24 protein-coding genes are annotated in these 25,832 nt (G+C 63.8%); 14 read left to right on the top strand and 10 right to left on the bottom strand.

Going from position 1 to position 25,832, the window contains the following annotated elements; genetic code table 11:
- Positions 1-8: 8 nt before the first annotated feature.
- Complete coding sequence (locus D5125_16780; protein QFY90980.1) at positions 9-611, bottom strand: SPOR domain-containing protein; 603 nt, start codon at positions 609-611, stop codon at positions 9-11.
- Positions 611-2,428, bottom strand: a complete 1,818-nt coding sequence (locus tag D5125_16775; GenBank protein ID QFY90979.1) for an arginine--tRNA ligase — start codon at positions 2,426-2,428, stop codon at positions 611-613. The genes D5125_16780 and D5125_16775 overlap by 1 nt, the downstream gene beginning before the upstream one ends.
- 249 nt (positions 2,429-2,677) lie before the next feature.
- Between D5125_16775 and D5125_16770 the strand changes: the two genes are divergently transcribed.
- Complete coding sequence (locus D5125_16770) at positions 2,678-3,343, top strand: OmpA family protein (protein QFY90978.1); 666 nt, start codon at positions 2,678-2,680, stop codon at positions 3,341-3,343.
- 277 nt (positions 3,344-3,620) lie between these two features.
- Here D5125_16770 and D5125_16765 read toward each other — a convergent pair whose 3' ends face one another.
- A complete protein-coding gene (locus tag D5125_16765; protein ID QFY90977.1) occupies positions 3,621-5,828 on the bottom strand; it encodes a primosomal protein N' in 2,208 nt (735 codons plus the stop codon).
- 537 nt (positions 5,829-6,365) lie between these two features.
- On the opposite strand from D5125_16765, the gene D5125_16760 reads away from it, so the two are divergent.
- On the top strand, positions 6,366-6,908 hold the full coding sequence (locus D5125_16760; protein QFY90976.1) for an RNA polymerase sigma factor: 543 nt from the start codon (positions 6,366-6,368) through the stop codon (positions 6,906-6,908).
- A complete protein-coding gene (locus D5125_16755; protein QFY90975.1) occupies positions 6,905-7,324 on the top strand; it encodes a hypothetical protein in 420 nt (139 codons plus the stop codon). Before D5125_16760 ends, D5125_16755 begins: the two co-directional genes overlap by 4 nt.
- Here the strand turns inward: D5125_16755 and prlC are convergent.
- The gene (gene prlC, locus D5125_16750) at positions 7,291-9,348 is read right to left on the bottom strand and encodes an oligopeptidase A (protein ID QFY90974.1); all 2,058 of its coding nucleotides are present in this window, start codon (positions 9,346-9,348) and stop codon (positions 7,291-7,293) included. The genes D5125_16755 and prlC overlap by 34 nt on opposite strands.
- A gap of 224 nt (positions 9,349-9,572) precedes the next feature.
- Here prlC and D5125_16745 point away from each other — a divergent pair, with 224 nt between their 5' ends.
- The 3 genes from D5125_16745 (at position 9,573) to trpD (ending at position 11,765) form a co-directional block, all read left to right on the top strand.
- Positions 9,573-10,151, top strand: coding sequence for an aminodeoxychorismate/anthranilate synthase component II (locus tag D5125_16745; protein ID QFY90973.1), 579 nt, complete (start codon positions 9,573-9,575; stop codon positions 10,149-10,151).
- 235 nt (positions 10,152-10,386) lie between these two features.
- A complete protein-coding gene (locus D5125_16740) occupies positions 10,387-10,674 on the top strand; it encodes a HigA family addiction module antidote protein (protein QFY91210.1) in 288 nt (95 codons plus the stop codon).
- 71 nt (positions 10,675-10,745) lie between these two features.
- Positions 10,746-11,765: an anthranilate phosphoribosyltransferase gene (gene trpD, locus D5125_16735; GenBank protein QFY90972.1), complete on the top strand. Its 1,020-nt coding sequence runs from the start codon at positions 10,746-10,748 to the stop codon at positions 11,763-11,765.
- A 76-nt stretch (positions 11,766-11,841) separates the two neighbouring features.
- Here the strand turns inward: trpD and D5125_16730 are convergent, their stop codons facing one another.
- From D5125_16730 to D5125_16720, 3 genes are all read right to left on the bottom strand, one after another.
- Positions 11,842-12,510, bottom strand: coding sequence for a hypothetical protein (locus tag D5125_16730; GenBank protein ID QFY90971.1), 669 nt, complete (start codon positions 12,508-12,510; stop codon positions 11,842-11,844).
- Positions 12,507-13,022 carry a sigma-70 family RNA polymerase sigma factor gene (locus D5125_16725; protein QFY91209.1) on the bottom strand — a complete coding sequence of 172 codons (516 nt, stop codon included), beginning with the start codon at positions 13,020-13,022 and terminating at the stop codon, positions 12,507-12,509. Before D5125_16725 ends, D5125_16730 begins: the two co-directional genes overlap by 4 nt.
- A gap of 359 nt (positions 13,023-13,381) precedes the next feature.
- Positions 13,382-15,136: a von Willebrand factor type A domain-containing protein gene (locus D5125_16720; protein ID QFY90970.1), complete on the bottom strand. Its 1,755-nt coding sequence runs from the start codon at positions 15,134-15,136 to the stop codon at positions 13,382-13,384.
- A gap of 323 nt (positions 15,137-15,459) precedes the next feature.
- Between D5125_16720 and trpC the strand changes: the two genes are divergently transcribed.
- From trpC to D5125_16705, 3 genes are all read left to right on the top strand, one after another.
- On the top strand, positions 15,460-16,257 hold the full coding sequence (trpC, locus tag D5125_16715; protein ID QFY90969.1) for an indole-3-glycerol phosphate synthase TrpC: 798 nt from the start codon (positions 15,460-15,462) through the stop codon (positions 16,255-16,257).
- Positions 16,258-16,368: 111 nt separating this feature from the next.
- Positions 16,369-16,707 (top strand): type II toxin-antitoxin system RelE/ParE family toxin, encoded by a 339-nt coding sequence (locus tag D5125_16710; GenBank protein QFY90968.1) that lies wholly within the window; start codon positions 16,369-16,371, stop codon positions 16,705-16,707.
- A 3-nt stretch (positions 16,708-16,710) separates the two neighbouring features.
- Entirely contained in the window at positions 16,711-17,031 is a 321-nt protein-coding gene (locus D5125_16705) for a transcriptional regulator (protein QFY90967.1), read from the top strand.
- 193 nt (positions 17,032-17,224) lie between these two features.
- Here D5125_16705 and D5125_16700 read toward each other — a convergent pair whose 3' ends face one another.
- Positions 17,225-17,416: a hypothetical protein gene (locus D5125_16700; protein QFY90966.1), complete on the bottom strand. Its 192-nt coding sequence runs from the start codon at positions 17,414-17,416 to the stop codon at positions 17,225-17,227.
- A 186-nt stretch (positions 17,417-17,602) separates the two neighbouring features.
- Between D5125_16700 and D5125_16695 the strand changes: the two genes are divergently transcribed.
- The 4 genes from D5125_16695 (at position 17,603) to D5125_16680 (ending at position 23,771) form a co-directional block, all read left to right on the top strand.
- Positions 17,603-20,065: an NAD(P)/FAD-dependent oxidoreductase gene (locus D5125_16695; protein QFY90965.1), complete on the top strand. Its 2,463-nt coding sequence runs from the start codon at positions 17,603-17,605 to the stop codon at positions 20,063-20,065.
- 49 nt (positions 20,066-20,114) lie between these two features.
- Positions 20,115-20,444: a nitrite reductase small subunit NirD gene (gene nirD, locus D5125_16690; GenBank protein QFY90964.1), complete on the top strand. Its 330-nt coding sequence runs from the start codon at positions 20,115-20,117 to the stop codon at positions 20,442-20,444.
- A gap of 591 nt (positions 20,445-21,035) precedes the next feature.
- Positions 21,036-21,902 (top strand): formate/nitrite transporter family protein, encoded by an 867-nt coding sequence (locus D5125_16685; GenBank protein QFY90963.1) that lies wholly within the window; start codon positions 21,036-21,038, stop codon positions 21,900-21,902.
- A 6-nt stretch (positions 21,903-21,908) separates the two neighbouring features.
- A complete protein-coding gene (locus tag D5125_16680) occupies positions 21,909-23,771 on the top strand; it encodes a bifunctional protein-serine/threonine kinase/phosphatase (protein QFY90962.1) in 1,863 nt (620 codons plus the stop codon).
- A gap of 75 nt (positions 23,772-23,846) precedes the next feature.
- On the opposite strand, the gene D5125_16675 is transcribed toward D5125_16680, so the two are convergent.
- Both D5125_16675 and crp read right to left on the bottom strand, forming a co-directional pair.
- A complete protein-coding gene (locus D5125_16675) occupies positions 23,847-24,458 on the bottom strand; it encodes a hypothetical protein (GenBank protein QFY90961.1) in 612 nt (203 codons plus the stop codon).
- 50 nt (positions 24,459-24,508) lie between these two features.
- Positions 24,509-25,162: a cAMP-activated global transcriptional regulator CRP gene (gene crp / locus D5125_16670; GenBank protein ID QFY90960.1), complete on the bottom strand. Its 654-nt coding sequence runs from the start codon at positions 25,160-25,162 to the stop codon at positions 24,509-24,511.
- 146 nt (positions 25,163-25,308) lie between these two features.
- On the opposite strand from crp, the gene D5125_16665 reads away from it, so the two are divergent.
- Positions 25,309-25,737, top strand: coding sequence for an OsmC family protein (locus D5125_16665; protein QFY90959.1), 429 nt, complete (start codon positions 25,309-25,311; stop codon positions 25,735-25,737).
- Positions 25,738-25,832 lie beyond the last annotated feature (95 nt).

Raw genomic sequence — 25,832 nt, 5'->3', positions numbered from 1 at the left:
GTTCGGGATCAGCGTTTGAGTTTGATCATCAGGCTGTTGATCTGGTTGTCCTTCAGGCTGCGGTGCAGGGCCTGGGCCTGGGCCTGACTGTAGGGGCCGCCGCGCACCCGGTGGACGGTACTCTTGCCCTGTTCGTTGGAGATGGTCACGCTCTGGATATCGCTCTCTATGCCCATGAAGCCGAGCCGGGCCTTGAGCCGGTCGGCATCGGTGAAGCTGCGGAAGGAGCCCATCTGCAACAGATAGACCTGGGCCGGTTCGGCCTTTTCCACCCTGGCCTGTTGTTCGGGCTGGGTGGTCTTTTGCGCGGGCTTGGGCTTGGGTTCGGGCTTGGGCGGCGCTTGGATCTCCTCCTCCGGCACCACCACCTCCATCTCCGGCAGCACGGTGTAAAAGTCAAAGCGCGGCTTGGGGGCCTTGTTGGGTTCTTCCTGTTGCGCCGGGGGCTGGGTCTGGGCGCTGAGACGGTCCTTGATTTGCTGTTGCAGATTGCGGCTGTCCTGGGAGCCCAGCAGGCCCATGCCGATGGCACCCAGCATCACCCCAGCGAGAAACCAGGCCCAGCCGGGTATGCGTGGGCCTTCAGGCTTTTTGCGACTGGCTTGGGCCATTACATCTGCTCCGGTGCCGAGACGCCCAGCAGGTTGAGGCCGTTGCGGATCACCTCACGCACCGCCAGGATCAGCTTGATGCGGGCATCCCGCAGCGCATCCTCGGCGACGAGGAAGGCGTGGGCGTTGTAGTAGGTGTGAAAATCGTTGGCCAGCTCGCGCAGGTAGTGGGTGAGCTGGTGCGGTTCCTGCTGCAGCGCCGCGCTTTCCAGTACCTCGGGGTAGCGCGACAGCTGCTTGAGCAGGGACAGTTCATGGCTTTCGCTGAGCAATTCCAGGTTTGCGGTGCCGGCGCTGGGCTCCACCTGCAGGCCCTTTTCCGCACCCTGGCGCAGCACGGCGCAGATGCGGGCGTGGGCGTACTGGACGTAATACACCGGGTTGTCGCTGGATTGGCTGGTGGCCAGGTCGAGGTCGAAGTCCAGGTGCTGCTCGCAGCGGCGCATGACGTAGAAGAAGCGCGCCGCATCCCGGCCCACCTCCTTGCGCAGCTGGCGCAGGGTGACGAACTCGCCGGAACGGGTGGACATCTGCATGCGCTCGCCGTTTTTATACAGGATGGCGAACTGCACCAGCAGCACGTCGAGCTTGCCCGGGTCATCACCCAGGGCCTGCAGGGCGGCCTTGACCCGCGGCACATAGCCGTGGTGATCGGCGCCCCAGATGTCGATGACGCGGTCAAAGCCGCGCTCCAGTTTGTCCATGTGGTAGGCGATGTCCGAGGCAAAGTAGGTAGTCTGGCCGTTATCCCGCACCAACACCCGGTCCTTCTCGTCGCCGAAGGCGGTGGAGCAGAACCAGAGCGCGCCGTCCTGCTCGTAGGCATGACCGGCCTGGCGCAGGCGCTCTATGGCCTTGTTCACAGCGCCGGATTCGGTCAGCGAGCGCTCCGAATACCACTCCTGATATTCGACGCCGAACAGGGCCAGGTCGTCGCGGATGTCGTCGAGAATGGTGTTCAGCCCCAGCTCGAACACATAGCGGTAGCGGTTATCCCCCAGAAGCTGCTTGGCCCGGTTCACCAGCCCGTCGATATGCGCCTCCTTGTCCCCTGCCGGTGCGCCGGGCAGAGGCTGGCCCTCGCCGTCCAGCTCATCGGCGTAGGCGGCGTCCTCAGGCAGGTCGGCAAACACCGCCTCGGCGCTCTGGCGGTAGGCATCGGCGTGCTCACGGTGCAGGGTGGCGGCTATGTCCCAGACGTAATCGCCCTTGTAGCCATTGGCGGGAAAGCGCAGGCCCTCGCCGCACAGCTCCAGGTAGCGCAGCCAGACGGAGGCTGCGAGTATGTCCATCTGTCGCCCGGCGTCGTTGACGTAATACTCGCGGTGGACGCTGTAACCCACCGCTTCAAGCAGATTGGCCACCACCGAGCCATAGGCGGCACCGCGGCCATGGCCCACGTGCAGGGGACCTGTGGGGTTGGCGGAGACGAATTCCACCTGCACCCGCTTGCCTGCCCCCAGCGCCGAGCGGCCAAAGCCGTGGCCCTGCTGCAGGATCTGCGGGATCAGGCCGTGATAGGCGCTGTGGCTGAGATAGAAGTTGATGAAGCCGGGGCCGGCGATCTCGATGCGCTCCACCAGATCGGGCCTGCCCAGCTCGGCCCCCAGCTCGGCCACCAGCTTTTCCGCCAGCTCCTGCGGCTTGCAGCGCGCCAGCTTGGCGCAGACCAGGGCGGCGTTGCTGGCGAAATCGCCGTGGCTGGGGTCGCGGCTGCGCTCGACGCTGAAGTTGGTAGGCTCTCCCTCGGGCATCAGGCCCTGGTCGATCAGACCTTGTAGGGCCTGGCGGATAAGGTCTTGAATCTGGTTTTTCATTGCTGGCAACTTTGGCTCGTCATCTGGAGACTTGATTCGGATAGGCTATCAAGGACAGAAATCAGTGGCGCAAGCATACCAGAATAGTGCTGTACAGAGGCATAGGCCAAAACGCCAGAACAGAACGCCGATTGGCCCTAAGCCCCCCATCCTTGGCATAATGGACGCAATCAAGCACAGAAACGAGGAATTTTGACCATGAATACCCATCCCCTAACCCATGTGGAGCGGACAGCGCCACCCCGGAACATGAAACATCTCTTGGCCACTTCGGGACTCGATATTTGCCATGGATCTTTCACGGTAAGACGTTTTGTAGCCGTCATCTGCATCCTGTTACTGTTCCTGCTCAGCGGCAGTGCCCTGGCGGTGGAGCGCAATGTGCGCAGCACCTATGGCAAGGCGGTGACCAGCGCCGGTGAGTGCGTGAAGAGCATCGCCGGTGGCGAAAACCTGTGCATCAAGGACTCGGATGGCGATGGCGTGTTTGACGACAAGGACAAATGCCCCAATACCCCCAAGGGCTACAAGGTGGATGCCAACGGCTGTATCCTGGAGATCACCGTGCCGGACCTGTTCTTCGACTTCAACAAGGCCAGCCTCAAGCCTGGCTTCATCGACATGCTGCGTGGCCTGCAGGAGGAGTATCGGGGCCAGATGCGGCCCGAGGCCATCCGCGTCACCGGTCACACCGACAGCATCGGCTCCGATGCCTATAACCAGAAGCTCTCCCTGCGCCGCGCCGAGGCGGTGAAAGACGCCCTGATCGGCCTGGGGATCGACGGGGGCATCATCCATACCCAGGGCGCGGGGGAGAGCGCGCCCATCGCCGATAACGAGACCGAGGAAGGCCGCGCCCGCAACCGCCGCGTGCAGATCGACATCCAGCGCCCGGCGGAGCTGATCGGGCGTTAGTTTTAACGCGACGAAGCCGGAACCAAAACGGATCGCAAAGAACGCAAAGGGCTGGAGGCTTGCCCATCCGTAGGTCTTGTGGGGCCTAATAGACCTCCCTGATCACCCACAAATCTCAGCCAATTGCATAGGGCGGCCCCTGGCCGCCGCGCCCTCGCAGGCTGTAGCCCGGATGGAGTGTAACGGAATCCGGGTTGCCGAGTCCCGAAGCGACCAAGAGGGGTTTCATGAGCCAGGGTGGCGCTGTCCGCTCCATGTGCGTTAGGTTTACACCCCATCACAGGGTCTCCAATGGGTCCACGTCGATGGACCAGCGCAACCTTGCCGGGGCCTTGATTGCCTCCAGCCGCTCCAGCCAGGGGCCGAGGAAGGCCTGTAGCCGGGGCCGGGAGGTAGATTGCAGCAGTAACTGCTGACGGTGCCTGCCAGCGCGGCGTTCCATCGCCGCCGGGGCCGGACCCCAGAACTCTATGCCCTGGCTCAATTTTTGACTCAACTCTTGGCCCAGCGCCAGGGCCTGTTGCACAAAGGCCTCGGCCTGCTCGGCCTGAAGGGCGTCGGCGCGCAGCAGGGCCTGGTGACTGAACGGCGGCAGCTGGGCCTGCTGCCGCTCTTGCAGCAACTCCTCGGCGCAGGCGCCATAACCCTGTTCAATCAACTGGCGCAGCAGGGGATGGTCCGGATAGCGGGTCTGGATCAGCACCCGGCCGGGGCGCTCGGCACGCCCGGCGCGACCGGCCACCTGGGTCAATAGCTGGGCCATGCGCTCGGTGGCGCGAAAATCCGCCCCAAACAGCCCCTGATCCACATCCAGCATGGCCACCAGGGTAACCTGGGGAAAGTCATGCCCCTTGGCCAGCATCTGGGTACCCAGCAGGATGCGCTGGCTGCCCTGGCGCACCCCCTCCAATTTTTTCTGCAGGCTGCCCTGGCGCCGGGTGCTGTCACGGTCGATGCGCACGCAGGGAAAGGCGGCAAAACGCTGGGCGAGGAATGCCTCGACCTGCTCCGTGCCCACGCCGTGGCCGCTCAGGCGCTGGCCCTGGCAAGCGGGACAGTGATCGGGGATGCGCCGCAGCTGGCCACAGTGATGGCAGCTGAGACGCTGCTCGGCTAGGTGCAGACAAAGGCGGGCGTCACAGTGCGGACAGGGGGCGATCCAGCCGCAGTCGTGGCAGATCAGCACCGGCGCGTAGCCGCGTCGATTGAGAAACAGCAGCACCTGATTATCGGCCGCCAGCTCCCGCTGCATGGCGTCCAGCAGGGCGGGGCTGAGGCCGGCCTGCAGGGGCGCCGAGCGGATGTCCAGCAGCTGCACCTGGGGTGGCTGGGCGGCCCCGGCCCGCTGCTCCAGACGCAGCAGGGTAAAGCGCCCCTGGCGGGCGTTGTGCAGGGACTCCAGGGAGGGCGTGGCCGAGCCCAGCAGCACCGGGCAGGCGGCCCGGCGACCGCGCACCAAGGCCAGGTCGCGGGCGGAGTAGCGAAAGCCGTCCTGCTGCTTGAACGACAGATCGTGCTCCTCGTCCAGGATCAGCAGGCCCAGTCGGGGCAGGGGGGTGAAGATGGCCGAGCGGGTGCCCAGGACCAGCGCCGCCTCGCCCCGGCTGGCCTGGATCCAGGCCAGGGCGCGCTCGCGCTCGTTCAGCGCCGAGTGCAGCACCAGCGGCGTCAGCCCCAGGCGGCGGGCGAAGCGCTCTGTGGTCTGCGGGGTCAGGGCGATCTCCGGCACCAGCACCAGCACCTGGCCACCGGCCTGGATCACGGCCCGGCTGGCGGCCAGATAGACCTCGGTCTTGCCGCTGCCGGTGATGCCGTGCAGCAGACAGGGGTGAAAGCCCTGGCCGCCGAGGATCTGCTCCACCGCCTGGCGCTGCTGCGCCATCAGCTCGGGGCCTGGCTCGGCGGTTTGGCGGGGTAGATCCAGAGGCAGCAGCAGGGGCCGGATCAGCCCCTTCTCGGCCAGGGCCTTTAGGACAGGTCCGCAGGGGCCGAGGCGGGCGCGCAGATCGGCCTGGCTCAGGCCCGCCTTCGGCCCGTCGCGCAGCAACTCCAGCAGCTGGTGCTGGCGCGGTGCCCGGGCCAGGGCTTGTTGCTGGGTCGGGCTTGGCGGACTGTGCAGGGCCCAGCCCTCCAACCCGGCCGGGGGCGGCGGCTTGCCCCGGCGCAGCAGGGCGGGCAGGGCGGTGGCCAGCACCTCGCCCAGAGGGTGCTGGTAATAGGCCGCCGCCCAGCCCAGAAAGGCCAGGTCATCGCTGCTGAACAGGGGCTCGGCATCGAGCAGTTGCCGCACCGGCTTGAGGCGGGACTCGTCCAGCTCAGAGCGGATATCGACCTGCAGGATGACGCCGACCCGCTGCCCCTGGCCGAAGGGCAGCAGGGCGCGCATACCAGGCCGGGCCGAGCCGGGTGCCAGGTAGTCGAACAGGCGCCGCAGCGGGGCGAACACGGCGATGCGGACGGGGATCTGGGGGGGAGGGGAGGGCATGGGGCTATTCTATGCCTTGAGGTGGGATGGGGCATCCTGAGTTAGGGGGCTTTCGTCAGGTGGATTGCACGGAAATGGGCTAACCCCCCACGCCACTGGTGAAAACCTCAGTTGTCCACAATATCTGTGGATAACTGTGTGGATGAAGCCTGTGTAATGGCCCCCAAGGCGCATCGATACTGGGGTTTTAATAAATTGGTCAAATTTTGATCAACTCTGTATAATTTATTTTTAATCAATAAGTTATCAATGTCAATAGGGTTTCGTGCGGTGTTTGGATGGAACATCCGCAAGGCAAATGTCAACAGTTTTTTGCGTGTGAATAAAAAATCCAGGAGCAGGGACAGAGGATAGAAGACAGAGGACAGAAGACAGAGGACAGAAGACAGAATTTTGTGTCGCTACGCGACAGATAGGGAAAACTGGCGCGAAGCGCCTCAGCACTCTGTCTTCCGTCCTCTGTCCTCTGTCAACCAAGCCCCGCTGGCTGCGTTTAAGTACGCAGGGGCCAGGAGAACCGAGGGGATGACAGCAAAGATGCAGCAAGAGCAACGCCGGTCGGCGCTGGAGGCCTTTCTCGCCGGGGTGGAGCGCCGTGCCCTGGTGATGACCCAGCTGTCCTGTGGCGACCCTGATCAGGCCCAGGACCTGCTGCAGGATGCCATGGCCGCCTTTGTTCGCGCCTATGCCAACAAGCCGGAAACGGACTGGCCGCCCTTGTTCCATCGCACCCTGCAGAACCGGATTCGTGATCACCATCGGCGTCGGGCGGTACGTCGCCGCCACCTGTTCAGCTTCAGCCCGGAACAGGACGAGGACAACCCCCTGGAAAACCTGCCCGGACGCGCCAGCGAGGGGCCGGAGCAGCGGCTGCAACTGGCCGATGCCAGCGAGGCCCTGGTGCAGGGCCTGGCCCGGCTGCCCCCACGACAGCGTCAGGCCGTGCTGTTGCGCATCTGGGAGGGGCTGGACCTGGCGCAGACGGCACAGGTGATGGGCTGTAGCGGCGGCAGTGTCAAGACCCATCTATCACGCGCCCTGCAGACCCTGAGGGCAAAATTAGCGGAGCATTGGCAATGAACAGAACAGAAGACACCAGCCTCAACAGCGAGCAGCAAGCCCTGCAGCAGGCCCTGCGGGATGGTCTGAACCGACGCCTGGCCGGGCTGGATGAGGACAGCCTGGAACGGCTCAGGCAGTCCCGCCAGAGCGCCCTGCAGGCCCTGCCACAAGCCCGCTCGGGCGGTTGGGTTTCGGACTGGCTTTCTGGCCTGAATCGGGGCCTGGATTGGCAGCCCCTGCCCCTGGCCGCAGCCCTGGCCCTGTTGGCGGTCCTGCTTGTGCCATTGCAGCTGGACCTGCCACCGAGGCCGATGTTTCCGCCCACAGATGCCGCTATCCTGGCCCTGGGGGCGGATGAGTTCGACTACATCGACGAGCTGGAATTCGGCCTCTGGCTGGATCAGGCGGCCTTGGCCACGGCGATGCCGGAGTGACGCAGCAGCGGGGCTATGTCCGGCTCGCGGCCGCGGAAGGCGCGGAACAACTCCATCGCCGGGCGCGAGCCACCCTGCTGCAGAATCTGCTGCAAAAACGCCTGGCCGGTGGCCGGGTCCATCACCCCGCGCTCCTCGAACAGACCAAAGGCATCGGCGGAGAGCACCTCGGCCCATTTGTAGCTGTAATAGCCCGCCGCGTAGCCGCCGGAGAAGATGTGGGAGAAGCCGTGGGCAAAGCGGTTCCACTGCGGCGGCCGCACTACCGATACCTGCTGGCGCACCTCGGCGAGAATCTCATAGATACGCCCGCCCCGGCTGGGATCGTATTCCCGATGGATGCGAAAATCGAACAGGGCGAACTCCAGCTGCCTGACCATCTGCATCGCTGACTGGAAGTTCTTCGCATCCAGCATGCGCCGGTAGAGCTCATCGGGGATGGGCTCGCCGGTGTCCACATGGCCGGAGATCAGATCCAGCACCTGCCGCTCCCAGCAGAAGTTCTCCAGGAACTGGCTGGGCAGCTCCACCGCGTCCCACTCGACGCCGCTGATGCCGGACACCGCCGGGCAGTCGATGCGGGTGAGCATGTGGTGCAGGCCGTGGCCGAACTCGTGGAACAGGGTCTGCACCTCGTCGTGGGTGAGCAGGGCCGGTTTATCCCCATCCTCACCGGCCAGCGGCGGGGTGAAGTTGCAGGTGAGAAAGGCCACCGGGATCTGCCGAATCTGGCGACCGAAGAAGCGTCCAGCGCAGTCGTCCATCCAAGCGCCACCGCGCTTGTGCGGCCGGGCGTAGGGGTCGAGATAGAACTGGGCGATCAGCTCGCCTTCAGCGCTGTGAATCTGATAAAAACCCACGTCCTTGTGCCAGGTATCCACCCCGGTCTTGGCTGAGATATGCACGCCGAACAGGCGCTGCACCAGCGCGAACAGGCCGGCGATGACCTTGGGCGCGGGGAAATAGGGCCGCAGCTCCTCCTGACTCAGGCGATGACGGCGCTGGCGCAGCTTCTCGCTGTAATAGCCGATATCCCAGGCCTGCAGCTCATCCAGGCCATGCTCTTCGCGGGCGAAGGCGGCCAGTTCGGCCAGCTCGCGCTCGGCCTGGGGGCGGGAGCGCACGGCCAGGTCCTGGAGGAAGTCCACCACCGCATCGGTCGATGGGGCCATCTTGGTGGCCAGGGATTGCTCCGCATAGTTGGCAAAGCCCAACAGCTGCGCCGCCTCGTGGCGCAGGGCGAGGATCTGCTCCATCAGGCCGCTGTTGTCCCACTGGCCGCTCTGTGGCCCCAGCTCGGAGGCGCGTGTGGCGTAGGCCTCATACACCTCGCGGCGCAGGGCGCGGTCGTCGGCATAGGTCATCACCGCGAAATAGCTGGGGAACTCCAGGTTGATCAGCCAGCCCTGGCGCTCATGCTGGCGCGCCGCCTGGGCCGCCTGATCCAGCGCTGATTGCGGCAGGCCGGCCAGGGGCTCGACGCTATCGAAGACCTTGCTCCAGGCCTGGGTGGCGTCCAGCAGGTTGTGGTCGAACTGGCTGGACAGCTGCGACAGCTCCTGGCTGATGGCCTTGAAGCGGGCCTTCTGCTGCGCCGGCAGATCGACGCCGGAGAGGTGGAAATCGCGCAGGGCATTGTCCAGGGTTTTGCGCTGGGCTTGATTTAGGGGCTCAGCGGACTGGGCCACAGCCTGGTAGGCGGCAAACAGCGCCTCGTTCTGGCCCATCTCGGTGCCATACTCCGCCAGCTTGGGCAGGCAGGCATCGTGGGCGGCGCGCAGCTCGGGCGTATCCGCCACCGAATTCAGATGCCCCACCGCCGCCCAGGCCCGGTTGAGGCTGTTGTCCAACAGCTCCAGGGGTTCGATCAGGTTGTCCCAATGGAACTCGCGCTGTTTCAGGGCCTGCTCCACCCCCTGGCGGCAGTCCGCCAGCAGGGCATCGATGGCAGGCGCCACCTGCTCGGGCAGAATCTGGGAGAAGGGCGGCAGGTCTTGGATATGCAGAAGGGGGTTGTCGGTCATGGTCGGTTTCCTGGGGGCAGAATGACGGGATATGGGGCTGAATGCTGCTAATTCTACCTGGGTTAAATGGGGTTTAGCCGTCCTGCCAGGCCCAAGGGCCTGCCGGGACGCCGCCGATAGATCCAGTAAAGTTGAACTCATGCCAGCGCCGGAGTTTATGTTGAGGGCATTTTGCGTGAAAATGGCCCATTGCTTCATCCCACCCCAAGATAGGCGCTGCCGCCATGCTGCTGATGATCGACAACTACGACTCCTTCACCTTCAACCTGGTGCAGTACCTGGGTGAGCTGGGGGTGGAGGTGCGGGTGGTGCGCAACGATGAGATCGATATCGCCGGCATCGAGGCCCTGGCGCCGGATCGGCTGATGATCTCCCCCGGCCCCTGCGCGCCGGATCAGGCGGGGATATCCCTGGCGGCGATCCGTGAATTTGCGGGCAAGCTGCCGATTCTGGGTGTTTGTCTGGGGCATCAGTCCATCGGCCAGGCCTTTGGCGGGCGCATCGTCCATGCCCGCCAGGTGATGCACGGCAAGACCTCGCCCATCTTTCATGCCGACAGCGGCGTGTTCAGCGGCCTGGCCAATCCCTTTGAGGCAACGCGCTATCATTCCCTGGTGATTGAAAAGGCCAGCCTGCCCGATTGCCTGGAGATCACCGCCTGGACCGAGCGTGATGGCGAGGTGGACGAGATCATGGGCGTGCGCCACCGTGAGTTGGACATCCAGGGGGTGCAGTTCCATCCCGAATCCATCCTGACTCAGCAGGGGCATGAGCTGTTGCGGAATTTTATTGATGGAAGATAGAACCGGTTCGCCACATTTCCTATGCTTGCAGGAAATCCATGATCAAAACTTTTCGCCATGCCGGATTGCAGCAGTTCTTCGAGACGGGGTCGAAAGCGGGTATTTGTCAATGCCAATTGGCGCTTGATGTTCTGCTTTACCGAGGGTGACGTAGAGTTGCTTGACTACTTGGATTATCACTAACGGATGATCACTATGGAAAATCTCTAAGTGATTGTCTTTTTTAAAAAGGCAAATAGAAATGCACAACCCTCCACACCCCGGTGAACTACTCAAGCAGGATATATTGCCGACGCTGGATTTGACGGTGAGCGAATTTGCAGAACATCTGGGGGTATCCCGCTCCCACCTATCAAAAATCCTTAACGGCCATGGCGGCATTACCGCCGAGATGGATTTAAAGTTATCAGAGGCCCTGTCTCAGCCGCCGGGGCTTTGGTTGCGCATGCAAGTCAATTATGATCTGTGGCTGGCGGGAAAGGCCCCGCGAACCCCGGTCAAGCCGTTGCCCTTGGTGGCCTGAGCCTTTTCTCTCCCAGAGGGATAGAGCGAAGGAATACTGTGCAACTTATACACTAATATTTAGAGACTCTGATGGAACTCAAACAAGCCCTAGAACAAGTCATCAACCGCCAGGACCTGAGCCAGGAGCAAATGACCGAGGTGATGCAGGCCATCATGACCGGCGCTGCCACCCCGGCACAGATCGGCGGCTTTCTCATCGGCCTGCGCATGAAGGGCGAGAGCGTCACCGAGATCGCCGCTGCGGCCCAGGTGATGCGCTCCCTGGCCAGCCGGGTGGAGTTGGATGCCGAGCATCTGGTGGACACCTGCGGCACCGGCGGCGATGCCTCGGGGCTGTTTAATGTCTCCACCGCCTCGGCCTTTGTCACGGCCGCTGCCGGTGGCTGGGTGGCCAAGCACGGCAACCGCTCGGTGTCGTCCAAGTCCGGCAGCGCCGATGTACTGGAGGCCGCCGGGGTGCGGCTGGACCTGACCCCGCAGCAGGTGGCCCAGTGCGTCACCCAGGTGGGCGTGGGCTTCATGTTCGCCCCGGCCCATCACGGTGCCATGAAGCACGCCATAGGCCCGCGCCGGGAGATGGGCGTGCGCACCCTGTTCAACCTGCTCGGCCCCCTGACCAACCCCGCCGGTGCGCCCAATCAGGTGCTCGGCGTGTTTGCCAAGCAGTGGCTGGAGCCTCTGGCTGAGGTTTTGCAGCGGCTTGGCTCGCGTCATGTGCTGGTGGTGCACTCCCGCGATGGCCTGGATGAGATCAGTTGCGCCGCGCCCACTGATGTGGCCGAACTCAGGGACGGTCTGGTGCGCTGTTTCAGCATCCAGCCGGAGGATTTCGGTCTCAGACGGGGCACCCTGGACAGCCTCAGGGTGGCCGATGCCGGCGAGAGCCTGCGCCTGATCCGCTCCGTGCTGGAGGACCACCCCGGCCCCGCCCGCGACATCGTCTGCCTGAATGCCGGCGCGGCCCTCTATGCCGCCGGTATCGCCGACAGCCTGGCCGATGGCCTGGCTTGTGCCGATGCCGCCATCAGCAGCGGCGCGGCGCGTAACAAGCTGGATGAACTGGTACTGCTCAGCCAATCCTTGCCCTGATACAGAGGACGGAGGACAGAGGACACAATTTTGCGTCGCTACGCGACAGATCAGGTAAACCGCGCCCTATCCTCTGTCATCTGCCCTCCAATCCTGCTGGTATGGGCAGCTGGGGGTGGCGTTTCTTCAATTCCAGCAGGAGTTCCCGCGCCTGTTCCCGCTGACCCTGTTGCAGCAGCTGTTCTATCCGTTTCAGCAGGGCCTGGGCATCGCCGGGGACGGCCTCCAGACTGTCGTCGTGGCGTTTGCTGGGGGCTGGCGGGCTGGCCATGAAGTCCAGGCGCTGCGCGCTGTGGGGGGGATCGGCCTCGGCCGAGGGCACCTGTCCCTGTTCGGCAGGTCTTTGCCTGACCATGGCTCGGCTGGCCTTTTGTTGCTGGGGTTGTTGCCCAAGGGGCCGCTCCTCGGGTTGGGCCGGGGCCGCGTTCTGCGGCAGCTCGACCGATTCCCGCATGATCGGTGCCATCAGGTCTGGACCGGCCGGGGCCGCATCCAATAGGGGCCGTTCCTGCGGTATCTCCTGCATCACCAGGCGTACCAGGCCAAAGGCCAGCAGCAGCCCGGCGGCGGCAGACAGGGGTAGGCGCAGAGGCCAACGACGCCTTGGCCTGGCCCGGCCCTCAGCCCGGCCTTCAATCTCGGAGCGGGCCAGCTGCAGGATGCTGCCATCCAGCTTTGCGCTGGGCTGCTCCTGGGCACCCTGGCGGTACAGCTGGCTCAGCTTCAGTTCGGCTTCGTCGTTCACAGGCAATCCTCCAGGGCCGCACGCAATTGCTTGAGGGCATAGCGCAGGCGGCTCTTGATGGTCTCGCGGCCTACGCCGCACAGCTGGCCGATCTGCTCCAGGCTCAGCTCGGTCTCCTGCTGCAGCACAAAGGCCTCGCGCTGCTCTGCGGGCAGCTGGCCCAGCTGTTGCTGCAGGCGCTCGACGCAGTCGCGGTCATTGGCCCCCTGGGCCAGGTCCGGTCGCCGGTCGGGCTCCAGCGCCAGGGATTCATCGCTGACCAGATGGAGTTGTTGGCGGCGGTAGTGATCCACCAGCCGGTTATGCCCCAGCTGGAACAGGTAGGTCTTGAAGCTGGCCTGTACCACATAGCGGGCACGGGCCTTGATCAGCCCGGCCCAGATGTCCTGAAACAACTCCTCGGCCTGGGCGCGGTCCGAACAACCGCGCAGCAGGTAGCGAAACAGCGGCCCCTTGTAACGCCCATAGAGCCGCTCAAAGGCGCGCAGATCACCGCCCTGGTAGGCCAGCATCAACTGTTCGTCACTTATGTCTTCGATGGCTGTGTTCACCGGCCTATTTCACCACGAAAACCGCTGAACTGGACGCAGAGGACGCAAAGGAGCGCAGAGATCGCAGAGAAAAATAAGGATTTCTGGTTCCCACGCGCTGCGTGGGAACCCGGGTGATCCGCGCTGCGGATCATTTTCGGCATAAGAGGCACTCTGCTGGCCATGCTGCATCAGCTCGAGTCCAGGCGTTCTCTGTCCGCAGCGCGGACCTGCTGCATTCCCAAAAGGTCGCAGAGGACGCAAAGGAGCGCAGAGATCGCAGAGAAAAATAGATATACCCTCTGCGGTCTCCGCGCTTCTCCGCGTTCTCTGCGTCCCAATCACTTCAGGCTCTGGGCCAGGCGCAGCAGGCGGATGAACTCGGCGCGGTAGCCGAAGCGATCCTCACCCTTGGCGCCGTTGGCCAGTTCGATCAGCTGCGGGTAGCCGAAGCTGCCCAGGTGCTCGCCACCGCGCAGCAGCTGGGCGAAGCCGGCCACGGCGGCGGCAAAGCGCAGGCGCTCGCTCGGTTGCTGGGATTGGGATTGGCCCAACACCGGCTGGCTGACCAGGCTGCTCTGCTCCTGGCCCGGCAGCTTGTAGCGCAGTTTGACAAAGGCCAGCTCATCACCCAGGTCTTTAGCCAGCGATGATGTCTCGACCTTGGCTTGGCCATAGCGCAGCGGGTCCAGCTGCGCCGCCTCGCTGCCCACCAGGGTCAGTTCGTAGAGCGCCGTGACTCTGTGCCCGGCGCCCACTTCACCGGCGTCCACCTTGTCGTTGTTGAAGTCCTCGCGGGCGAGCAGGCGGTTTTCGTAGCCGATCAGGCGGTACTCCGCCACCCGCGCCGGGTTGAACTCCAGCTGCAGTTTGACGTCGCCAGCAATGGTCTCCAGGGTCGAGGCCAGCTCGTCCACCAGCAGCTTCTGCGCCTCCTGGATGCCGTCGATGTAGCCGTAGTTGCCGTTGCCCTTGTCCGCCAGCTGCTCCATCAGCTGGTCGTTGTAGTTGCCGCGACCAAAGCCGAGGGTGGTCAGGCTGATGCCCTTGGCGCGCTGCTGCTCGATGAGCTGGATCAGCTGTTCGTGGTTGGTGGTGCCGACGTTGAAATCCCCATCGGTGGCCAGGATCACCCGGTTGATGCCGTCCTTGATCAGCCCCTGCTCGGCCAGCCGATAGGCGCTGTGGATGCCCGCCGAGCCGTGGGTGGAACCGCCCGCCTGCAGGTTCTCCAGGGCGGCGATGATCTTCGCCCGCTGATTCCCCGGGGTCGGCTCAAGCACCACCCCGGCGTTGCCGGCGTAGGTCACCAGGCTGATGCGATCCTGCTCGGTCAGCTGCTGGCTGAGCAGCTTGAACGAGCTGACCAGCAGCGGCAGCTTGTCGGCGCTGTGCATGGAGCCGGAGACATCGATGAGAAACACCAGGTTGGCCGCTGGCCGCTGGCTCGGCAGATAGCCCTGCAGCCCCACCTGCAGCAGCAGGCGCTGGGGGTTCCAGGGGCTGGCGGCCAGCTCGGTGGTCAGGCGCAGGGGCTGTTCGCGGCTGTCCGGACGGGGGTAGGCGTAATCGAAGTAGTTGATCAGCTCCTCGGCACGCACCGCATCCTTGGGCGGCAGCTGGCCCTGGTTGAGATAGCGCCGGACGATACTGTAGCTGCCGGTGTCCACATCCACGCTGAGGGTGGAGACGGGGTTGTCACGGGTCAGCTGCACGCCGTTGTCGGCGATCTTGGCGTAGTTGTCCCGATTCTCCTGCGGCCGAAGCATGGCGTCCGCCAGCGGGGCCTGGGCGATGAGGCCCATCTGAGCGCGTGATTTGGTCATCAGCGCCCTGCCAACCGGGGTTGGCAGGGCCTCGTGCATGGTCTGGGGGATGGCTGCTGGGCTGGGTTGTGGACCGGCGCTATCCATCCGGGCCGTCTCGCTCTGGCTGGGCGGCTGGGCTGGGCCTGGGTTGTTGCCGGGCACCTGCTTTGCCAGCTCGGGCTGGGCTTGGTGCTGGATCTGGCTTGGGTCGGTTTCGCTGGGTGGCGTCGGCGAGCAGGCAACGGCCACCAGGGCGGCCAGGGGGATGAGGGTGAAATGCAGTTTCATGGCAAGGCTCCTGTGGTTGAGGTTCAGGGCTGTAAACGTGCATCCGGGGCCGGTGGGGTTAAGGTGAGTGAAGTTTTTTCGCGCTGCCAGGATGAGCCTAAAAACCGCATTTAGCCACAGAGCCACAGAGCACACAGAGGGTGCTCGTTGGGTTTGAAGAGTGAACATCAAACGCCTTCCAGCCAAGCATGATTGAGCGTGTAACTTATTGAAAATCTCTGTGGGCTCTGTGTCTCTGTGGCTTAACTGGCGAATTCAGGGTAGGCGGTTGCTTTCCATTCGGGTCGGGTTTAGGGTTGCGGCTTTTGCCGTTGAGGGCCGAGATGAGTCAGACCCCGGATATCCTGAATAAGATAGTCGAGCGCAAGTGGCAGGAGATCGAACAGCGCAGCGCCCGCTTGGGCATGGCCCAGCTGGAGGGGCTGGCGGGCAGGGCCGATGCCGTGCGCGGCTTTGCCCAGGGCCTGCGGCAGCGGGTGGCGGCGGGGCGGCCTGGGGTGATTGCCGAGATCAAGAAGGCCTCGCCCTCCAAGGGGGTGCTGCGGGCGGATTTTCGCCCGGCGGCCATCGCCCAAAGCTACCAGCAGGGCGGCGCCAGCTGTCTGTCGGTGCTCACCGACGTGGATTTCTTTCAGGGCAGCGATGACTATCTCAAACAGGCCCGCGCCGCCTGCTCCCTGCCGGTGCTGCGCAAGGATTTCATCGTCGATGCCTATCAGGTATTCGAGGCCCGCGCCCTCGGCGCCGACTGCATTCTGCTCATCGCCGCCTGCCTGGAAGACGTGCAGATGATCGAGCTCAACAGCCTGGCCCACAAGCTGGGCATGGACGTGCTGATCGAGGTCCACGACGGCGAAGAACTGGAGCGCAGCCTGCCCCTGGACAACCCGCTGGTGGGGATCAACAACCGCAACCTGCGCAACTTCGAGGTGCGCCTGAAAACCACCTTCGACCTGCTCAAGGCAATCCCGCCTAACCGGCTGGTGATCACCGAAAGCGGCATCCTCAGCGCCGAAGACGTGCGCCGCTGCCGCGACCGGGGGGTCAACGCCTTTCTCGTCGGCGAGGCCTTCATGCGCGCCGAAGACCCCGGTGCCCGGCTGGCGGAGTTGTTTGCTTAGGGGCTCAAAGCCGGACGCAGAGGACGCGAAGAAGCGCGGAGATCGCAGAGTTCACCCTCTTGTTCATCTCCAATCCGCATCAATGGAAACCTATGTGTTACCATGGGCTCAATGAGCTACCAAGTCAAAGAACTGCTCCTGGCCGATGGCAGCAGCCCTTACGCTAAATGGTTTGCCAGCCTCGATGCCATGGCTGCAGCCAAGGTCAGCGTCGCGGCTGTCAGAATGGAACAGGGCAATCTGTCCAATGTGGAGTGGTTTCGGGGGATTGGCGAGTACAGGATTGACTGGGGGCCGGGCTACCGCATCTACCTGGCCAAAGACGGCCTGCAAATTCTTGTTCTGCTGGGTGGCGGCAGCAAGAAACGTCAGCAGAAAGACATCGATGAAGCGGTTGCCTTGTGGGAAGACTACAAGCGCCGCAAGGCACCAACGAAAAAAGGCACGTAAACCATGGCACTGACCCGTGATTTCAAACAAACCCTGGCTGCCCGTGTGCAGAGCGATCCGGCTTTTGCCCAGGCGTTGCTTGACGAGGCCATCACCCTGTTCATTGACGGCGAGCCCGATACCGCCAAGCTGATTCTGCGCGATTTGGTCAACGCAACGGTTGGGTTTGAGACCCTGGCTGAAGAGATCCACAAGCCGGCCAAGAGTCTGCACCGAATGCTATCGGCATCGGGCAATCCGACCATGAGCAACATCTCGGCGATCTTCGCCGCCATCAAGCGTGCGCTGAAGGTTGAGGTACGCACCACAGTGGTGATGGCTTAGCCTTCAACCCAGCCCCTGCCCAGTAACCTGCCGCTAGCTGGGGACGACAAGTCAGCCGCCCCCTCTCCCCAACTCACCTAGGGGGCGAGGGGCTTAAAGACGCAAATAGCTCATCAAAGCCACTTTAACACTCTGCGATCTCTGCGCTGCTTTGCGCCCTCTGCGTCCCAAAGCTAACGGGTACCAAACACCACTATGGTCTGGCGGAGCGGGTGCGGATCATGGCGCTGCGGTTGGCGCTCTCGATGAAGACCCCCATCTCACCGATGAAATCGCCCTTGTTGAGGTAGGTGAGGATCAGCTCGCGGCGTTCCTGATCTACAGGCTCGCCCCCAGCATGCTGTCTGCCCCATCGCTGCCCAATCTCGCTCCCTCTACGCACCATTCCGGTGCAGGTCTGCTTCTCTCATCCCAATTATGCTCCAGCCAGCGTCTTCTATGTGTCTCTAAGGAAATGGTTTTATTAAGCCTGGCACAGTCCCTGCTGTAGCGCCGGAAAGCACAGACCCCGCCCGCGCTGCCAAGCGCCCGGGCGGGGGATTTCCAGGCCACACAGCAGCAGGGCGACTCAATGAGCAAAGAGAAACTGGTTCTCATCGGCAACGGCATGGCCGGGGTGCGTACCCTGGAGGAGCTGATCAAGCTGGCACCTGAGAGCTACCAGATCAGCGTCTTCGGCGCCGAACCCCATCCCAACTACAACCGCATCATGCTCTCGCCGGTGCTGGCCGGGGAGAAGGGCCTGTCTGACATCATCCTCAATGACCACGCCTGGTACGCCGAGCAGGGCATAGAGCTGATCAGCGGTGATGCCGTGGTGCGCATCGACCGCGTGCGCCGCCGCGTGATTGCCACCAGCGGCCGCGAGCAGGCCTACGACCGCCTGCTCATCGCCACCGGTGCCCGCCCCCTCATCATCCCCTTGCCGGGACACGAGCTGCCCGGCGTCATTGGTTTTCGCGACATCGCCGATGTGGAGTACATGCTGCAGGCGGCCAAGCAGGGCGGCAAGGCGGTGGTGATAGGCGGTGGCCTGCTCGGCCTGGAGGCGGCCAACGGCCTGCTGAAGAAGGGCATGGCGGTGACGGTGTTGCACCTGATGGATCGCCTGATGGAACGCCAGCTGGATCGGGCCGCCGCTGGCCTGCTGCAGGCCTCCCTGGAGCAACGCGGGCTGGCGTTTCTGCTGCAGGCGCAGACGGCGGAGATCCTCGGCGATGACCGGGTACGGGCGGTGCGTCTGGCCGATGGTCGCCGCCTGGAGGCCGATCTGGTGGTGATGGCGGTGGGCATACGGCCAAACATCGAGCTGGCGCAGGATGCTGGCATCTACTGCGAGCGCGGCATAAGGGTCAGCGATACCCTGCAAACCTTCGACCCGCGCATCTATGCCGTCGGCGAGTGCGTGCAACACCGGGGCACCTGCTACGGTCTGGTGGCACCCTTGTTTGAGCAGGCCAAGGTGGCGGCCAATCATCTGGCCCATCTGGGCATAGCCCGCTACGAGGGCTCGGCCACCTCGACCCGACTCAAGGTCAGTGGCATCGAACTGTTCAGCGCCGGTGAGTTCAACGAAGGCGAGGGCGATGAGACCCTGCTGCTGCAGGACCCCGCCGCCGGTGTGTATAAAAAGCTGGTGCTGCGGGATAACCGCATCAAGGGCGCCCTGCTCTACGGCGATACCCTGGACGGCAGCTGGTACTTCAGCCTGCTGCGTGAGGGGGCGGATGTCAGCGACCTGCGCAAGACCCTGCTGTTCGGCCAGCACAACCTGGGCGATGCCGGCCATGGCGATGCCGGGGCCAACGTCATGTCCCTGCCCGATAGCGCCGAGATCTGCGGCTGCAATGGCGTATGCAAGGGCGATATCGTCAAGGCCATCACCAGCAAAGGCCTGTTCACCCTGGCCGAGGTGCAGGCCCACACCAAGGCCTCCAGCTCCTGCGGCTCCTGCACCGGCTTGGTGGAGGCGATTCTCTCCAGCTTGGTGGGCGAGGGCTACAGCGTCAAACCGAGCCAAAAGCCCCTGTGTGCCTGCACCGACTACAGCCACGATGATCTGATCAAGGGCATCCAGCAGCACCAGCTCAAGGATATGGCTGCCGTGCGCCAGTTCTTTGAATGGAAGACCCCGGATGGCTGCGCCAGCTGCCGCCCGGCGCTGAACTATTACCTGCTGGCGCGCTGGCCGGGTGACTATCGGGACGACGCCCAGTCGCGCTTCATCAACGAACGCGCCCACGGCAACATCCAGAAGGATGGCACCTACTCGGTGGTGCCGCGCATGTTCGGTGGCCTCTGCACCCCCGCCGAGCTGCGCGCCATCGCCGATGTCTGCGACACCTATCAGGTGCCGGAGATGAAGGTCACCGGCGGTCAGCGCATCGACCTGTTCGGCATCAAGAAGGAAGACCTGCCGGCCATCTGGGCCGATCTGTCCCGCGCCGGCATGGTCTCCGGCCACGCCTACGGCAAGGCCCTGCGCACCTGCAAGACCTGCGCCGGCAAGACCTGGTGCCGCTTCGGCACCCAGGACTCCACCGGCCTGGGGGTCAAGCTGGAGCAACTCACCTGGGGCTCCTGGATGCCGCACAAGTTCAAGCTGGCGGTATCCGGCTGCCCGCGCAACTGCGCCGAGGCCACCATCAAGGACTTCGGCGTGGTCTGCGTCGAGTCCGGCTACGAGCTGCACATCGGCGGCAACGGCGGCATCAAGGTGCGCGTCACCGACCTGCTGTGCAAGGTGGAGACCGAGGAGCAGGTACTGGAGTACTGCGCCGCCTTCACGCAGAAATACCGTGAAGAGGCGCGCTACCTGGAGCGCACCGCGCCCTGGGTGGAGCGCGTCGGCCTGCAATACATCAAGGACGCCCTGTTCGACCCGGCCCAGCGCCAGGCCCTGGCCGAGCGTTTCCGCTACGCCCAGCAATTCGCCCAGATCGACCCCTGGAAGGAACGCGCCGAGGGGGCGCAGGCCCATGAGTTCAACAAGATAGCGCTGCCAGCGCGGGACGCGGGACTCGGGATTCGATAGGGGTTTGCCGCCCCCTAGTTTATTCACTCATCTACCAGAGGAAGCACCCATGACCCATTGGATCGACATCGCCGCCCTGACCGACATCCCTAAGCTCGGCTCACGGGTGGTCAAGACTCAGAGCTTTGACATCGCCCTGTTTCGCACCGCCAGTGATCAGGTATTCGCCCTGCGCGACGAATGCCCGCACCGGCGCGGCCCCCTGTCCCAGGGCATAGTCCACGACACCACGGTGACCTGCCCGCTGCACAACTGGAAGATCGACCTCAGCAGCGGCCAGGCCAAGGCACCGGACGTGGGCTGCGCCCCCAGCTATCCGGTCAAGGTGGAAAACGGCCGCGTATTGCTCAGCCTGCAGGAAATGGCTCAGGCGGCCTGACCTGGGAGCTCCGAGCGCTGGCTCGGAGGTGGGAGGCCGGCTAGGCCAGGCGACGCCCAGAATTGGACGCAGAGAACGCAAAGGAGCGCAAAGGACGCAGAGGGGAAGAATGAGGTCAAGCAGAGCTGTCGGTCTGGGTGTTGCCAACCTGGGAGCTCCGAGAGCTGGCTCGGAGGTGGGAGGCCGGCTATGCCGGGCGACGTCGCGCAGCAAGCTGCCCTCCCACAAACTCGGGACTCGGCAGCCCCGTAGCCCGGATGCAGCGAAGCGATGTCCGGGGAGGCGCTGCAAAGCATAGGGGTGTCTGCCCAGCAGGCTATTACTTTGCACCTCCGAGCCAGCGCTCGGAGCTCCCAGCATAAGGTTTCGGCGCAAGCTGCCCTGCCACAGGCGCTGCCATCGGCCCTGAGGCCTGCATTCTGCGTGGGGACGGCGGCCATGGGCCGCCCTATGTCCTGCGCTGGGTGGCGGCCACGGGCCGCCCTATGGGTCGGCCATGGCCAAGGACAGTCATTCATCAACGTTCATCCGCGTTCATTGGCGGACTTTATTAATCACTATCATTGGCTTAATCACAACGAGGTAATCCGCATGTCCTACTTAGAACCTACAGAGTTTGTCAGCAAGATGGTGGATCAGGGGGAATCCAAGGTCTATATGTCCACCAAGGACACCCTGATTCGCGCCTTCATGGCCGGGGCTATTCTTGCCCTGGCTGCCGTGTTCGCCGTCACCGTCGCCACCCAGACCGGCTCGCCCCTGCTCGGTGCCCTGTTGTTCCCGGTGGGCTTCATCATGCTCTATTTGATGAAATTCGACCTGCTCACCGGGGTCTTCACCCTGGTGCCCCTGGCCCTGATCGACCGCCGCCCCGGCGTCACCCTGGGGCAACTGCTGCGCAACTGGGGACTGGTGTTCATCGGCAACTTCGCCGGTGCCCTCAGCGTGGCCTTCATGATGTCCTTCATCCTCACCTACGGCTACAACACAGACGGCGGCGCCATTGCCGAGAAGGTCAGCCACATCGGCGAATCGCGCACCCTGGGCTACATGGCCCACGGCGTCGATGGCTGGTTCACCATCTTTATCCGCGGCATGCTGTGCAACTGGATGGTGTCCATGGGCGTGGTGGGGGCGATGATCTCCACCAGCGCCACCGGCAAGATGGCGGCCATGTGGATGCCGATCATGCTGTTCTTCTTCATGGGCTTCGAGCACTCCATCGTCAACATGTTCCTGTTCCCCTTCTCCATGATCATGGGCGGCAACTTCACCTTCATGCAGTACATCGTCTGGAACGAGCTGCCTACGGTGCTGGGCAATCTGGTGGGTGGCTTTGTGCTGGTGGGTCTGCCGCTGTACTACACCCATGTGCGTACCAGTCCGCAGCGGATGCTGAAGGAAAATGCCGCGCCCCAAGGCACGACGGACAAGGCCTCCATTCGGGTGGGTGCCTGAGCCCGGATGCCTGGGCTAGCCATCAGCCTCGGCCAGTGCAGCGACAAGGGGCGCAAGCCGCTGAATCAGGACTTTCTCGGCCTGATCGCCCCCCAGGAGCCGCTGCTCAGCAGCAAGGGCATAGCCCTGGCCCTGGCCGATGGCATCAGCAGCAGCCAGGTCAGCCAGATCGCCAGCCAGACGGCGGTGCGCAGCTTTCTGGAGGACTATTACGCCACGCCGGAGTCCTGGACGGTAAAGCATTCGGTGCAGCGGGTGCTGCAGGCCACCAACTCCTGGCTCTATGCCCAGAGCCGCAACGGGCCTTTCCGCTATGACCTGAATCGCGGCTATGTCTGCACCCTCAGCGCCCTGGTGCTCAAATCGCGCACGGCGCACCTGTTTCACCTGGGGGATTGCCGGGTGTTTCGCCTCAGCCGTGCCGGTTTTGAGCAGCTGACCGAGGATCATCGCCTCTGGTTGGCGCCGGATAAGAGCTATCTAAGCCGCGCCCTGGGCATGCAGGACCGGCTGGAGCTGGACTATCTGGCCCTGCCCCTGGAGCAGGGGGATGTGTTTATCCTCGCCAGCGACGGCATCTATGAGTTCGCCAGCGCTGCCCTGATGCAGCAGTGTCTGGCGCGCCATGGCGATGATCTGGACCAAGCGGCGCAACAGATCCTGCAGCTGGCCCTGGACAACGGCAGTGAGGACAACCTCAGCATCCAGATCCTGCGCATCGAGGATCTGCCGCCGCCGGGGCTGGATGAGCTCAACCGTCAGGTCAGCGAGCTGGCCTTTGCCCCGGAACTGGCACCGCGCCAGCGCTTTGATGGCTATGAGATCCTGCGTGAGCTGCACCACAGCCATCGCAGCCATCTCTATCTGGCCCAGGACCCGGATACGGGCGAGCAGGTGGCGCTGAAGCTGCCCTCGGTGGAGCTGCGCGAGGATGCCGCCTATCTGGAGCGTTTTGTGTTGGAGGAATGGATCGCCCGGCGGCTGGATAATCCCCATCTGCTCAAGGCCGCGCCGCAGCGCCGCCAGCGGCAATTTCTCTACACCGCCTTTGAGTACATCGAGGGCCAGACCCTGGTGCAGTGGATGCTGGATCACCCCAGGCCCGCCCTTGAGCGGGTGCGCGAGCTGGTGGAGCAGATCGCCCGTGGGCTGCAGGCTATGCACCGGCTGGAGATGCTGCATCAGGACCTGCGACCGAACAATATCCTGATTGATAGCGGCGGCCGGGTGCGGCTGATCGATTTTGGCTCGGTACGTGTGGCCGGCCTGCAGGAGCTGGGCCACACGCCGGGTTCTGGTGCCGCCTTGGGTCAGGAGGCCCTGCTCGGCACCGCCCAATACAGCGCGCCGGAGTATTTTCTCGGCGAAACGGGACGCCCACAGTCGGACCTGTTTTCCCTGGGCGTGCTGACCTATCAGATGCTCAGTGGCCGCCTGCCCTACGGTACTCAGGTGGCCAGGGCCACGAGCCGCGCCGCCCAGCATCGGTTGCAGTATCGCTCGCTGTTGGATGAGGGCAGCGAGATTCCCGCCTGGCTGGATGCGGCCCTGCGTAAGGCGGTGCATCCCGATCCCCAGCGACGCCATCAGCATCTGTCCGAGTTTCTGCAGGACCTGCGCCAGCCCAATCCGGCCCTGGTCAATCCTGGCCCCTTGCCCCTGTTGCAAAGCCACCCCCTGCGCTTCTGGCAGGGCCTGTCACTGCTGTTGTTTGTGTTGCTGCTGCTGGCGCTGGGGATGAACCCCAACGATCATGGGGCGAGCAGAGCCACCCCGGAAAATGAAAGTCTTCTCGCCCCTGATCGTTCCCTCCCCCCAACCCCCTCCCAGGGGGAGGGGGAGCAAACGAGCGCTTCGCGAGTTTCATAGTAATGTATAGATATCCTCTGCGTCTCTGCACCCGCATCCCCAAAGGGGCAAGGAGCTTGATCCTCTGAGTAGCTGTCACGGCCTGGGTGTTACAACGACCAGGCCGTGATCATCGGCGTGATCTATCAGTATGGCGCGGACCCGTTCCTGCCAGAGGCGACCGAATTCGACCTGCTCCTCTGCGCTGGCCTGACCGGACAGCAGCCGCTGCATCAGCGGCTGCAGGCCCGCTGGCGGTGGCGCTATCTCCGGGTGATAGGCCAGGTCCACCGCAGCGCCGCTATCCAGACGCCGCAGGCGCAGCTCGGCGGCCTGACTGCTGGCAAAACGCAGCAGATCGCGGCGTGAGAAGCGCCCGCCCAGGCCCTTGAAGCCACCCTCTCCCGCAGCGCCGGTCAACAGCCCGGCGACGGCACCTATCACCCCAGCGACCCCTTCGGACTGGGCCGCGCTCAGTTCCACGCGCAGACCGCCGCGCTCGGCCGGGCCTTCAGGATAGAGGCATTCCAGCCCCTTGAGGGTCATCAGATAGGCCCCGGCCACCGTGGGACAGGAGTGGCCGGCCAGCTTGACCGCGTCCAGATAGCTGTAGCGCATCAGCCCGTCCGCGCTGACGCCGAGGATTTGCGCCAGGGGGTCGTGCAGGTCAATGGTCTTTACTTGATCAAAAAAGGCGGGGTAGTTCATGTGGCTGTGTCCTGGGTGCTTGCTTGGGGTTGTTGATGTGCCGGGCCGACTCAGCGGGTGCCAAATACGACTATGGTCTTGCCCTTGACGCTGATCAGGCCCTCGGATTCGAGCTTTTTCAGGATGCGGCCAACCATCTCCCGCGAACAGCCGACGATGCGCCCCAGGTCCTGACGGGTGATCCTGATCTGCATGCCCTCGGGGTGGGTCATGGCGTCCGGTTGCTTGCACAGGTCCAGCAGGGTGCGGGCGATGCGGCCGGTGACATCGTAGAAGGCCAGGTGGCTGACCTTGCGGCTGGTCTCTATCAGACGGGTGGCCAACTGCCGACCCATGGCGTGGATGATGTCGATGGCGTAGTCCTTGAGGTCCGTGGCCAGCAGGTGTTCCAGCTTGGTGTAGGAGATCTCGGCAATCAGGCAGGCGGTGCGGGTGCGGATCATGGCGCTGCGGTTGGAGCTGTGGATGAACACCCCCATCTCGCCGACAAAGTCGCCCTTGTTCAGGTAGGTGAGGATCAGCTCGCGGCCGTCCTCGTCCTCCATCATCACCGCCACCGAGCCCTCCAGGATGTAGCTGAGCACATCGGCCGGGTCGCCGGGGCGGATGATGTCGGCCTTGGGCGGATACTTGCGGGTATGGCAAAAGGTCAGCAGGCGGGAGAGATACTCGGGCTGGGATTTGGCGGTACTGTATGTTGTCATTGCTGCATGGTCCGTTACGGGTTGCTCAATGGACGGGTCGTGCCTGATGGAGGCTGGAGGCCAGTGTTCTGGTAGAGAGTATATCCCTATTTTCCAGATCCTTGGTGATGTGAATTATTTGGTTGTTTTAATGAGGTTTTTAGACGATGAAGGCAAGAGTCAAGTGGGTCGAAGGGGCGCTGATGCTGGGCGAGTCGGGCAGTGGTCACGCCCTGGTGATGGATGGACCGGAGGAGTTTGGCGGGCGCAATCTGGGGGTGCGACCGATGGAGCTGCTGCTGCTGGGCATGGGCGGCTGCTCTGAGTTCGACGTGGTACACATCCTGCGCAAGGGACGGCATGAGGTGAGCCTGTGCGAGGTGGAACTGAGCGCCGAGCGTGCCGAGACCGATCCCAAGGTATTCACCCAGATCAACATGCACTTTCGCGTCGGCGGGCCGGGGCTGACGGAAAAGGCGGTGGAGCGGGCGGTGCGGCTCAGCGCCGAGAAGTTCTGCTCCGCCTCCATCATGATCGGCCAGGTGGCCCAGGTGAGTCACAGCTTTGAGCTGGTGGAGACAGCTCAGAATGATTAGGTTTCATGTTCCGGGGTATCGCTGTCCGCCCCATGCCCGTTACTGTGAAACAACATGGCCGCCTGTCAATCTGGGAGCTCCGAGCGCTGGCTCGG

Source organism: gamma proteobacterium SS-5, from assembly GCA_009497875.2.
Taxonomy (GTDB): domain Bacteria; phylum Pseudomonadota; class Gammaproteobacteria; order Chromatiales; family Chromatiaceae; genus Magnetovirga; species Magnetovirga frankeli.
Note: the sequence above shows the minus strand (reverse complement) of the source record. Positions and strands in the feature narration are given on the sequence as shown.